General features: G+C 70.6%; 8 protein-coding genes. 4 read left to right on the plus strand and 4 right to left on the minus strand.

The window, feature by feature from the left end; genetic code table 11:
- Positions 1–212 precede the first annotated feature (212 nt).
- The 3 genes from EP757_RS22085 to gabT form a co-directional block, all read right to left on the minus strand.
- The gene (locus EP757_RS22085) at positions 213–1,688 is read right to left on the minus strand and encodes a cellulase family glycosylhydrolase (RefSeq protein WP_127548902.1); all 1,476 of its coding nucleotides are present in this window, start codon (positions 1,686–1,688) and stop codon (positions 213–215) included.
- Positions 1,689–1,805: 117 nt separating this feature from the next.
- On the minus strand, positions 1,806–3,173 hold the full coding sequence (locus EP757_RS22090) for an NAD-dependent succinate-semialdehyde dehydrogenase (RefSeq protein WP_127548904.1): 1,368 nt from the start codon (positions 3,171–3,173) through the stop codon (positions 1,806–1,808).
- Positions 3,170–4,462, minus strand: coding sequence for a 4-aminobutyrate--2-oxoglutarate transaminase (gabT, locus tag EP757_RS22095; RefSeq protein WP_127548906.1), 1,293 nt, complete (start codon positions 4,460–4,462; stop codon positions 3,170–3,172). The genes EP757_RS22090 and gabT overlap by 4 nt, the downstream gene beginning before the upstream one ends.
- Positions 4,463–4,537: 75 nt before the next feature.
- Here gabT and EP757_RS22100 point away from each other — a divergent pair, with 75 nt between their 5' ends.
- From EP757_RS22100 to EP757_RS22110, 3 genes are all read left to right on the plus strand, one after another.
- Complete coding sequence (locus EP757_RS22100; protein ID WP_127548907.1) at positions 4,538–5,419, plus strand: LysR family transcriptional regulator; 882 nt, start codon at positions 4,538–4,540, stop codon at positions 5,417–5,419.
- 71 nt (positions 5,420–5,490) lie between these two features.
- Positions 5,491–8,553: a tetratricopeptide repeat protein gene (locus tag EP757_RS22105; protein WP_127548909.1), complete on the plus strand. Its 3,063-nt coding sequence runs from the start codon at positions 5,491–5,493 to the stop codon at positions 8,551–8,553.
- A gap of 61 nt (positions 8,554–8,614) precedes the next feature.
- Positions 8,615–9,601: an aldose epimerase family protein gene (locus EP757_RS22110; protein WP_232049935.1), complete on the plus strand. Its 987-nt coding sequence runs from the start codon at positions 8,615–8,617 to the stop codon at positions 9,599–9,601.
- Positions 9,602–9,614: 13 nt separating this feature from the next.
- On the opposite strand, the gene EP757_RS22115 is transcribed toward EP757_RS22110, so the two are convergent.
- The gene (locus EP757_RS22115) at positions 9,615–9,962 is read right to left on the minus strand and encodes a nuclear transport factor 2 family protein (RefSeq protein ID WP_127548912.1); all 348 of its coding nucleotides are present in this window, start codon (positions 9,960–9,962) and stop codon (positions 9,615–9,617) included.
- Positions 9,963–11,364: 1,402 nt separating this feature from the next.
- Between EP757_RS22115 and EP757_RS22120 the strand changes: the two genes are divergently transcribed.
- Positions 11,365–12,354, plus strand: a complete 990-nt coding sequence (locus EP757_RS22120) for an alpha/beta fold hydrolase (protein WP_127548914.1) — start codon at positions 11,365–11,367, stop codon at positions 12,352–12,354.
- Positions 12,355–12,382 lie beyond the last annotated feature (28 nt).

Consider the following 12,382-nt stretch of genomic DNA (forward strand, 5'->3'; position numbering starts at 1 on the left):
GCTCGAGGTTGTGTGTGCGCTCAGCGCCCGTGGCTTCGGCGGCGGGCGCTGTGGGAGGTCGGTTGTGGCTTTCCAAGATCGCGGCGAGGGCAGGGCGAGGAGAGGGCGAGGGCGAGGAAGGGCGAGGGCGAGGAAGGGCGAGGGCGAGGAAGGGCGAGGGCGAGGAAGGGGGAGCGCGGGGAGGGGGAGCGCGGGGGAGAGGGAGGGCGGGGTCAGGAGATGGCTACGTCGTCGAACCAGACGGTGCCGGTGTTGTCGCCTGACTTGAGGTGTAGCTGGACTCCTGCGGCGTTCGCCGGGGCCACCGTCTCGATGACCAGCTTCGTCCACGTGGTGTTGCCGGACGGGAGGCGGTTGGAGGTGTTCTGGCTCAGCCACTTGCCGTTGGCGTCGAACCAGCTCAGCGCCATCTCCGTGGTGCCGGTCGCGTTGACGCCGCGGGCGTACGCCTCGGCCCGCCACTTGTAGCCCGGCTGCACCGGAGTGATCGGCGAGGTGACGAGGGAGGGCAGGCCGGCGGACGTACGGGTGGTGCCGGCGAAGCGAGCCGAGAACCGGCCGTTGCGGGGCATGTCGGTGCTGATCACCGCGGCGCCGGCCTGGGGCAGGTTCTGGCGCCACGGCGAATCCCCGGCCGGTGCTTCGAAGCTGAGGTTGAGGACGCTGTTGGGCATGGTGCCGGTCGTCCACGCGGTCCGGACGACGGAGGCGGCGAGCTTCGGGGTGCCGTCCGCCCGGAAGAGCCCGAACCGGTACTGCGCCGGGATCGTCGACACGGTCGAGTTCGACGGGATGGCGTTGTCGGAGAAGTCGTTGAGCGTCCACGGCGCGACCGAGCCCACGCCGGCCTCCTTGGCGGCACGGAAGACGCGGGCGAAGTACGCGGCCTGCTCGCCGTCACCGTTGAGGGTGCTGACACCGGTCTCGCCGATGACGACGGGCGACGGCGCGACGGCGGCCTGGGCTTTGCGGATCTCGGCGAGGGAGCGCTCCGAGTTCCCGTAGAAGTGGAAGTCGTAGTAGTCGAGCGGCGTCGAGGCCAGCGACGACTTGATCTTCGCCATGCCGGCGGCGCCGGTGCCGCCGTCGACCGAGAGGGTGAGCGGCATGGTGGGCGCGGCGGCCCGGATCGCCGGGATGACCTGGCGGATCCAGGTGACGGCGGCCGGGTCGGAGACCTGGAACTCGTTCTTCAGCTCGACGGCGATCACCTGAGGGTCGGCGGCGTACGGCGCGATGATCGCTTTGGCCCAGGCGACGCTGCCGGCGACGTTGGCGTAGCCGGCCCACCAGTCGAAGAGGGTGAGCTTCACGGTGAGCCCGTGCGAGCCGGCGATGCTGATGAATTTGCGCAGCCGCTCGGCGTAGACCGACGACGGCGCGGGGAAGCCGAACGTCTCCGGGAAGACGATGACGCGCACGTTGTCGGCGCCGAGCGAGGCGGCCCGGGCCAGGTCCTGGTCGATGCGGGCGGCGTCGAAGCCGGTCCACATCGCCGACCAGCCGGCGTCGGACGGGTAGTAGTTGATGCTCTTCGCCGTCTTCACCAGCGCCATCCGGCCGGACAGGGTGGCCGGCGCCGTCGTGGTGACGGCGCCGGTGGCGGCCTGAGCGGGGGAGGCCGTGCCGAGCGTGCCCATCAGCAGCGAGGATGCCAGGACGGCGGCACAGACGCGGGCGACACGCATGGAGGGCCTCTTTCTTCTAGGGGGACGCTCTCCTTTCGGCCGGCTGCGGGTCCTCACCAGGATTCAATTGATGTCATTGCGGGTGCGGTCGGGTTGTCCCGGCCGAAGAGCGAAGACTCAGGGCCAGTCGACGCTCAAGTACTGCGTCTCCTGGAATTCGCGCAGCCCGTCCCGCGCGCCCTCCCGGCCGAGACCGCTCTGTTTCACGCCACCGAACGGCGCCGACGGATCCGACACCAGGCCCCGGTTGATGCCGATCATGCCGGCGTCGATGGCCTCGCCGATCCGGATGGCACGGCGCAGGTCGCCGGCGAACACGTAGGCGGCCAGCCCGTACTCGGTCGCGTTGACCGCGTCGAGCAGCGCCGTTTCGTCGGTCCAGGTGCTGATCGGCGCGACCGGCCCGAAGATCTCCTCCGGCAGGTTGGGCGCGTCCATCAGCACGGTCGGCGGATAGAAGTGCCCGGCCGCGTCCGGGACGGGGGCACGGTGAGTGATCCGGGCGCCGGCTTCGATCAATTGCGTGACGGTACGGGTGACCCGCTGCACCGCGGCCGCGCTGATGAGGGGCCCGATCGCGCACCCGTCGGCGGCCGGGCCGACCGTCAGCTTCTCGACGGCGGCGCCGAACTTCGCCACGAACGCGTCGGCGACGTCGGCGTGCACGAAGAAGCGGTTCGCCGCGGTGCACGCCTGCCCGCCGTTGCGGAATTTGGCGATCATCGCGCCCGCCACGGCGGCGTCCAGGTCGGCGTCCTCGGTGACCACGAACGGCGCGTTGCCGCCGAGCTCCATCGAGGAGTTCACGACCCGGTCGGCGGCCTGCCGAAGCAGGACCCGGGCCACTCCGGTGCTGCCGGTGAAGGAGATCTTACGGACCCGTTCGTCGGCGAGCCACGCTCCGACCACACCGGACGCGTCGGTCGTGGTGACCATGGTGACGACGCCGTCCGGCAGTCCGGCCTCGGTCAGCAGTCCGGCGATCCTCAGGGCGGTGAGCGGGGTCTCGGCGGCCGGTTTGACGACCGCGGTGCAGCCCGCGGCGAGCGCCGGTCCGATCTTGCGGGTGATCATCGCGGCCGGGAAGTTCCAGGGGGTCACCAGCGCGGCGACGCCGACCGGCCGGTGCCCGACAAGGGTACGGGCGCCTCCCGCGGGAGCTTCGCCGTAGTCGCCGCCCGGCCGCACCGCCTCCTCGGCGAACCACCGGAAGAACTCGGCCGCGTAGGTGACCTCGCCGGCCGCGTCGGTGAGCGACTTGCCGTTCTCCGAGGCGATCAGCGTCGCGAGGTCGTCACGGTCGCGCAGCATCAGTTCGAACGTACGATGAAGGATCTCCGACCTGCGCCGGGGCGCGGTCCTGGACCAGGCGGAGAACGCGGCGTGGGCGGCGTCGACGGCCCGGCGAGCCTCGTCGAGTCCCTGGTCCGGAACCTCGGCGATGGTCTGCAGAGTGGCCGGGTCGATCACGGGGAAGGTGGTCATCGGGTCGCCTCCAGGGCGTCGGCGAGGATGTCGAACGCGGCGTTGAGCTGCTCGTCGGTGATGGTGAGCGGAGGCAGGAACCGCAGCACGTTGCCGTAGGTTCCGCAGGTCAGCACGATGACGCCGGCCTGGTGGGCGAACCGGGCGACGTCACGGGCGAGCCGGGGGTCGGGTTCGGTGCTGCCGGCCCGGACCAGCTCCACGGCGATCATGGCGCCGCGTCCTCGTACATCTCCCAGACGCAGGTCTTGGTCCGCCAAGCGCGACAGGCGCTCCTTGATCAGGCTCTCGATCTTCGCGGCCCGGGCGACGAGACCCTCCTCCTCGATGACCTCGATCGCGGCCAGAGCGGCGGCGCAGGCGATCGGGTTGCCGCCGTAGGTGCCACCGAGGCCGCCCTCGTGCGCCGCGTTCATGATCTCGGCGCGGCCGGTGACCGCGGAGAGCGGCAGGCCACCGGCGATCCCTTTCGCCGTGACGATCAGATCCGGTACGACGCCCTCCCGCTCACAGGCGAAGAGATCACCGGTACGGGCGAAGCCGGTCTGCACCTCGTCGGCCACGAAGACGACGCCACTGGCCCGGCACCACGCCGCGAGGGCCGGCAGGAACCCGGGCGCCGGCTCGATGAAACCACCCTCACCCTGGATCGGCTCGATCACCAGCGCCGCCAGGTTCTCCGCGCCGACCTGCTTCTCGATCTGGTCGACGGCCCGCGCCGCCGCGGTCGCGCCGTCCAGGCCGCCGTCGCGGTAGGGGTAGGACAGCGGCGCCCGGTAGATCTCCGGGGCGAACGGCCCGAACCCGTTCTTGTACGGCTTGTTCTTCGCCGTCATCGCGAGCGTCAGGTTGGTCCGCCCGTGGTAGGCGTGGTCGAACACCACGACGGCGTCCTTGCGGGTGTACGCCCGGGCGATCTTCACGGCGTTCTCGACGGCCTCGGCGCCGGAGTTGAACAGCGCGGTCCGCTTGTCGTGGTCGCCCGGCGTGAGCTCGTTGAGCTTCTCGGCGACCCGCACGTACCCCTCGTAGGGCGTGACCATGAAGCAGGTGTGGGTGAACGCCGCGACCTGCTCGGTCACCGCCCGCACCACGCGCGGGTGGCTGGCGCCGACGGTCGTCACAGCGATGCCGGAGCCGAGGTCGATGAGTTCGTTGCCGTCGACGTCCACGACGATGCCGCCGCTCGCCGTCGCGGCGAAGACCGGCATGGTGGTGCCGACGCCGTCGGCGACCGCTGACTTCTTGCGCTCCATCAGCGCGCGGGAGCGGGGTCCAGGGTTGTTCATCCCCGGAGTCTCGGACGCGTGACCTATGCTCGTCCAACACTCATTGAGCAAGATTCGAATGCCTCGGAGGCATAGGTGGAGTTGCGGCACCTCCGCTACTTCGTGGCGATCGCCGAGGCCGGCACGGTCAGCGCGGCCGCCACCCGGCTGCACGTCACGCAGCCGTCGCTGTCCCGGCAGCTGCGCCAGCTGGAACGGTCATTGGGCGTCGACCTGTTCGACCTGGTCGGACGCAGGCTGCTGCTGTCACCGGCCGGCCGGACCCTGCTGCCGCTGGCCCGGGACGTGCTGGAGCGGGCCGGAGCGCTGCGCGCCGCCGCCGTCTTCTACGCGCAGGGCCGCCTCGACCGGCTGACCATCGGCGCTCCCACGGTGACGCTCACCGACGTGGTGGCGCCGTTCATCGCGGGCCTGGAAACCGACGACCCGATGGTCGACGTGCTCGGCGCCGACGGCCTCTCCCCGGCCGAGACGCTGCGCCTCGGTGCCGACCTGGCGATCAGCACCGTCGTCGCCGGTGATCCCTTCCGGTCGCAGGCGCTGGCCGTGCTGCCGGTGTGGGCCTACGTGCCGCCGTCGCACCGGTGGGCGGGCCGGTCCGGGGTCACCGTGGCGGAGCTGCTCGATGAGCCGCTGATCGTCCTGCCCCGCTCGTCGACCGCCCGGCAGGCCTTCGACACGGCGGTGGCCGCCTTGCCCTCTCCCGCCTCCCTCGTCGAGGCGGCGAACGGCACTGTCGCCCAGGCCCTTGCCGCAGCGGGCCGGGGCATCGCCGTCGTGACCGACGACCCCCGCTTCGACCTGGCACCGCTCGCCATCGACCTCCATGAACGGCGCCTCAGCATCCGCCTGGTGGCGGTCTGGGACTCCCGGCACGCGGCCGCCGCCACGATCGAGCAGTTCGCCGTCCGGCTGGGCGACTTCGTGCGCGCCCGTTACAACGCCCCGCCCGTGTGAATCCGGCGCTGTCGGATCAAGAGCAACGCCATTGGGTGGCCGCGGCCGTTCTGACAGCGTCGACAGGTGTCATGAACCCGGAGCGGAGCATCCTTCTCCAGGCGCGTCGCGGACTGTCGTTCCGGGCGACGGTCCTGCTCCTGCTGGGCGTCGCGCTGCTCGCCGCGCTCGTGTTCTTCGTCGAGGAGCCACGTCGCGACGAGCTCATCCAGCTGCGCGACGCCGGCTTCGCCATCCTCCAGGTCGGCGGTCTGCTGCTGCTGTTGCTCTTCGCCGGCGGGCTGCTCGTCTGGCTCTCCCAGCCGGTCGGCCTCGCCTTCGAGAACGCCACCGGCGAGCCGGAGTTCGACGGCGCCTTCGTGGCGCAGGCGGTCGCCGGCGAGCTGCAGCAGATCGTCTCGGTGCACGCCGCCGGCTCCCCGCAGGCCCGCCGGGAGGCGACCACCGCGACCTTCGTGAGCCTGCAGCCCGCGGTGCTGAGCCGGCGCGAGATCATGGCTGCCGCCGTGCGGGCGCCGCTGGCGCCGAGCGGGCGGGCCGACGCGGTGGCGGCCATCGGGACCGTGGACATCGCCGGGACGAGCCTGCCCCTCGGGTCGATGCTGATGGCGGTGAAGCAGTTGTGGCCGCTGCCGAAGGCCGGGGTCGTCATCACCGGCAGGCTGTGCCGGAACGAGGGATCACTGCTGCTCAGCGTGCACCTGCGCCGGCCGCGCCGGGCGGGGAAGTCGTTCGTCGCCCGCGGTTCGGACCTCACCGAGGTGGTGACCGCCGCGGCCGTGCGGATCGCGTACGAGCTGTCGCCCGGCTACCGTGGCGTCAGCCGGCCCGGGTTCGACGGCCTGACCCGGGCGATGGAGCACTATCAGGAGTTCCATCAGACGCAGAGCCCGGAGGAATTCGCGGCGGCGGTGTCGGCGGTCGGCCGCATCCCGGTCGCCGACGACCGGAACACCTACATCCGCGGCCTGCTCTACAACCTCGGCATCAGTTGCCTGGGCGGCGGTGACCTGATGCTGGCCGAGAAGCTGCTGACGCGTGCCCACTGTGCGGTGGCGACCGACGCGAGCGTCTGCACCGCGCTCGGCATGGTCTATTTCGAGCAGCATCGGTTCGCCGAGGCGAAGGAGACGTTCCTGCTCGCGACCAGCCTGCGCCCGGCGATCGCGCGGACCAGGGCGCTGAAGGCGGAGTGGGACATCGCCGCCTGGAACGGGCTCGGCAACACCTACGTCGAGCTCGCCGACTACACCGGTGCGATCCAGGCCTATCAGCGCGCCATCGACCTGCAGCGGAAGGTGGCTACGCCGCACACCGGGCTCGGCAACGCCTACCTTCAGCAGCACCGCTGGGCCGCCGCGGAGCGGGAATACCGGGTCGCGATCGCTCTCGACCCCCGGGCCGCCCACCCGTGGCACGGGCTCGGCAACCTGCAGACCCGCCGCGGCCGGTTCGGGGAGGCGCTCGACCACCATCGCACGGCGCTGCGGCTCGACGCCGGGTTCGCGGAGGCCTGGAACGGTCTCGGCGAGGCGTACGCCGCCCTCGGACGGTTCGACGAGGCGATCGCGGCCCACGAGAAGGCGCTCACGCTGCGCAAGGACGAGCCGTACACGCTGGCCAGCCTGGGGGAGACCTACCTGAAACAGGGCGACCTGCATCGGGCCCGCGAGGTGCTGGAGAGGGCGCTCGACGAGGACCCGTCGGCGTCGTACGTCTGGCGCGGTCTGGGTTTCCTGCTGCTGCGCACGCAGGAGCCGCGGGAGGCCGCGAGGGCGTTCGACCAGGCGGTGCGGCGCAACCCGCGGGACGCGGCGGCCTGGGACGGCCGGGCCGAGGCGGCACGCGCGCTGGACGACGGCAGCGGTGTCGAGCTGGAGAGTCTGCAGGTGGCAGCGGACGAGAACCCCGAGGAGCCGTGGGCCTGGAACCGGCTCGGTGACGCCTACTTCCGGGCCGGCGCGTACGCGGACTCGCGCGACGCCCACGGTGAGGCGCTGTGGCTGGACCCGGCCAACTCGTACGCCTACGACGGGATGGGCAAGGCCTATCTCGCCCTGGGCGACCTGGACTCCGCCCGGGAGGCGCACGAGGAAGCGCTGGCGATCAACCCGGAGGACGCGTACGCGCCGCACGGCATCGCGAACGTGCTGATGGCCGCCGGTGACTTCGGCGGCGCCGCGGCGCAGAACCGGGCGGCGTTGCGCATCGACGGCGGTGCGCTGTTCGCCCGCAACGGCCTCGGTGACGCCTGCGAGCGGATGCGCGACTACGACGAGGCCGCCGGCCACTACCGCCGGGTCGTCGAGACGGCCGGTGAGGACGTGGCGGCGGCCGCGTACGCCCACGACGGGCTGGCGCGCATCGCTCTGGCCCAGCGGCGTCCGGCGGACGCGCTCACCGCGGTCCGGGCCGCCCGGGATCTGCAGCCGCGCCAGGTCTACCCGCTGGTGACGCTCGGCGACGTCCACCTCGGCCAGCGGGCCTGCGAGGAGGCGGTGGAGGCGTACCGGCAGGCGCTGGTCGCCGACCCGAAGCTGGTCGCGGCCGGTGACGGTCTGGGCCGGGCGTACGTGTGGCGGGGCAACTACGCGACGGCCGAGGAGACGTACCGGCAGGCGATCGAGAGCTGCGGCGACGACTGGCGGCTGCTCACCGGCGCCGCCGACGTGCTGCTGCGCGGTGCGATCGCGGAGAGGCGCGACGACGCGTACGAGGAGATCGTGAAGCGGTACGACGCGGTTCTGCAGCAGGAGCCGGTCCTCGCTGTGGCGGCCCGGATCCGGCTGGCCGCGATCGCCGCGGTCCGGGGTGACCGGGACACGGCCGTGGTCCAGGCCGATGCCGTCGTGCGGGATTTCGCCGTCTGCTGGGCGCGGCGGCCGTACCCGGATCATGATCTTTTGGAGATCCGCGCGCTGGCCCTGCTGCTGTCCGGTGACGCCGCGGGCGCTCTGAAGCAGATCTCGGAGGCGCGCGCCGGGCTGCTCGCCGGCGGTCAGCTCGACGCGGTCCGGGCCGGTGTCTACGAGCTGCTCACCGAGGAGCGCGTGCCGGGTTTCCAGGAGTTCGCGGCGGTCGTCCGCGAGCAGCAGGCCGGTCGCGAACCCTCCGATGTCCACGCTTCGGATTGATGAGGATGCTCAGTGTGATGGGGCTGTAAGATCCGGCTTCATGTCCTCTGACCATTTTGAATTGACCAACGCGAATGGCTTGCGCGTCCGGATCCTCAGTTACGGCGGCATCATCCAGTCGATCGAGGTGCCTGATCGCGACGGTGTGACGGCGAACGTCGCGCTGGGATTCGCCGACGTCCAGGGCTACATCGATCATCCGGGGCCGTATTTCGGGGCGATCATCGGGCGGTACGGCAACCGGATCGCCAAGGGACGGTTCACGCTGGACGGGGCCTCCTATGCGGTACCGGTGAACAACGGTTCGAACAGTCTGCACGGCGGTGTCACGGGTTTCGACCGTCGAGTCTGGAAATGTCGCGAGATCTCCGGAGGAATCGAGCTCTCCCACGTCAGCCCCGACGGCGACCAGGGCTTCCCCGGTGAACTGTCGACGACGGTCACCTACACGCTGACCGACGACAACGATCTGCGCATCGACTATGCGGCGACCACCGACGCCCCGACCGTCGTCAACCTGACCAACCACAGCTACTTCAACCTGACCGGCGCCGGTTCCGGCTCCGACGTGTACGGCCACCTGCTGCAGATCAACGCGAGCGGCTTCCTGGAGGTCGACGGCGGGCTGATCCCGTCCGGCGAGATCCTGCCGGTGGACGGGACCGCCCTGGACTTCCGGACCCCGGTGGCGATCGGCGAGCGGATCCGCAGCAATGAGCCGCAGCTGCTGCTCGGCGGCGGGTACGACCACAACTGGGTGCTCGACGGCGACGGCCTGCGCGAGGTGGCCCGGGTCGTGGAGCCGCGGTCGGGCCGCACGCTGACGGTGCTGACGACCGAGCCGGGCATGCAGTTCTACTCGGGCAACTTCCTCGACGGCACGTTCGCCGGCGCGGAAGGGTCGGCGTACCGCCAGGGTGATGGCTTCGCGCTGGAGACCCAGCACTTCCCGGACTCCCCCAACCACCCGTCCTTCCCGTCGACGGTGCTGCGCCCGGGCGAGACCTACCGCTCCACCACGATCTACCGCTTCGGCGTCGAGGCCTGACCCCTGTCGCGTGTCACGGCCGGGCGGCGGCGAGCGCCTCTTCGAGGGAATCGAAGCGGTGTACGGCGCTGACCCGGCCGTCGTGTACGCGAAACAGCGTTGCCACCCGCGCGGGCACCTCGGCCTCCGGCCAGGTGGCGTCCTGTTCGACGACGACAGCGTCGACGCCGGCGGGGTGGGCGGTCAGCGGACGCAGCCGGATTCCGGAGCGCAGGATCCAGTCGGTGAAGGCGTGCGCCGAGATGGACTGTGTGCCGCGCGGCCCGGAGACCTCGACCGGATCGGTGACCGTGGCGCGGGCGGCGTCCAGGTCACGGTCGTTGACGGCGTCGTGCCAGGCGGTGATGGCCGGGTTCAGCATGGACACATGGTTCCATGGGTTACCGCAGGCCGGTCAGGATCAGTGTCCGCCGATCACGCCGCCGAGGCGATTGCATTGATGCGTGCCAGGTCGTCGGCGGACAGGGTGAGGCCAGCGGCAACAGTCTCCGCGTCGCGGGCCAGGTCGCCGTCCTGTCGATACTGACGCAAGCGTGGCTTCAGCCTGAAGGGTGGGCAGGTACGCGAGGTATGCCCTGGCTGTCGGCCGACGCGCCGGTACGGTGATGGTCATGGATGAGCCGCGGTTCGGGTACGGCAAAGGGCAGCGACCGTTGTGGTATCGGCGGGACTGGGAGGCCGAGGTCATCCGGAAGGTACTTCGCCGGGCTGGCTTCCGTGACTTCGACGAGCGGCACTTGGAGGGCTTCGCGGTCGAGGGAGCAAGTGGCAGCGAGCGAGAGCCGTTCTCGGTGGCGTACTGCGGCGAGACCAACCCGGCCGGGACGCTGACCCGTTACCAACGGGCACTTGAGCTTGCGGGACTCACGGTCAGCGGCGATCCGGACAACGAGGAGACCTTGCTGGTGGAGCGCCGGTCGGTGTGGCACGCCGAGAAGTGCCGCGCGGCGCGTCAGTGGAATCGGGTCTGCGGTGCTCGGCGTCGTGGCCGTGCTAATGGCCGTTACCTGGTACCGGCGTTGGATCGACGAAAAGCAAGCGCTCCGCTGACGTGTGCGGGTGGCCCTCGCCTTCCCGCTCCCGTATGGGCACGTAAGAGCGCCTACCAGTACAGGCAGAAGTGGGGTTGTCCGCAACGAGGTCATTGAGAGCCGAGCCTCTGGTTGGCCAACATGCCCACGGGGCCCTCATGCCGCCACGATGACGTAATGAACCCGGAAGAGCGCCGCATCGGCGCCGAGAACGCAAAGACGGCCCCTCGCGATGCTCCGGGCGGAGGTGGAATCGAACCCCAACCTCACAGCCTTCACGTCCAGCCGGGCGGCGACGTCTTCGGCGACCTGCCGGATTCGCCGGTCCACTCGTCGGCGCGATCCACACAGCCGCAGCCAGACCGTCGGCACTTTGTTGACATCGGGCTTCTTGACACCTTCGCCTACCTAGTGGCGTGAGTCGTTGATGCGTGTGCAGGAGCGGCTGATGGCGTCGAGGATCTGGCGGGGTTGCAGGCCGAGCGCCCGCTAGATCCGTGGCGTCGGTCGGCGTGCTGGAACGTCCACCGGCGAGGCCCACGCCCGACGACCCGTTCCAGGCCTCGAATCGCAACAAGACGCAGCGGATCCGCAAGGCTCCGCAGGCTGGCGACCTCGATTCCGGGTGGGCTCCGAAGGACGCGTGATGTTTGTGAGCCAGTACCCCTGGTGTGACCCGGCCAGTGGTCGGCACGGGGTCGTCGGCAGGCGGCCCCGTGTGAGCGTGAAGGCATGACAAACATCGGACGTCGTCGACTTCTCCAGACCACCGGCGCAGCCGCTCTCGTGCCCCTGATCCCGGCGGGTGTCGCCACGACCCCGCCGGCCGTGTTCGGCCCGGTCCGGCAGATCGACGCGGGCGTGCTCAACGTCGGCTACATCGAGATGGGCCCCGTTCGCGGCACCCCGGTGATCCTCATGCACGGGTTCCCGTACGACATCCACAGTTTCGAGGAGGTCGCCCCGCTGCTGGCGGCTCGCGGCTACCGGGTGATCGTGCCGTACTTCCGCGGGCACGGCAGCACGACCTTCCGCAGCGCCTCGACCCCGCGCAACGCCGATCAGGCGGCGTTCGCCCTGGACATCCTCGCGCTGATGGACAAGCTCGGGATCAAGCGCGCGGTCCTCGCCGGCTACGACTGGGGCTCGCGGACCGGCGACATCATCGCGGCGCTCTGGCCGGAGCGGGTGAAGGCGCTCGTCTCGGTCACCGGCTACCTGATCACGAACCTGGCGGTGAACCTGAACCCGCTGCTGCCGGCCGCCGAGAACGCCTGGTGGTACCAGTACTACTTCGCCACCGAGCGCGGCGTGAAGGGCCTGACCGCGAACCGGGCGGCGATCGGGCAGTTCATCTGGAAGTTCAACTCGCCCACGTGGGATTTCGATCAGGCTCTGTACGACCGGACAGCAGCGGCATTCGGTAACGACGACTACGTGGCCATCGTGATCGGCAACTACCGGTGGCGGCTGAGCCTGGCACCGTCGGAGCCGGAGTACGCGGCGATCGAATCCCGACTGCAGAACGCCCCGACCATCGGCGTCCCGACCATCACGATCGACGGAAAGTTCGACCCGTTCACCCCGGCGGGCGACGGCAGCTCGTACCGGGCCCACTTCACCGGCAAGTACCAGCACCGTACGTTCGACGTGGGCCACAACGTCCCGCAGGAGGCGCCCCGCGAGTTCGCCCGCGCGGTGATGGACGCCGACCGCCTGTGACGCTTGCGAACCCGGGCCGACCGGCGGG

This window comes from Actinoplanes sp. OR16, from assembly GCF_004001265.1.
GTDB lineage: Bacteria > Actinomycetota > Actinomycetes > Mycobacteriales > Micromonosporaceae > Actinoplanes.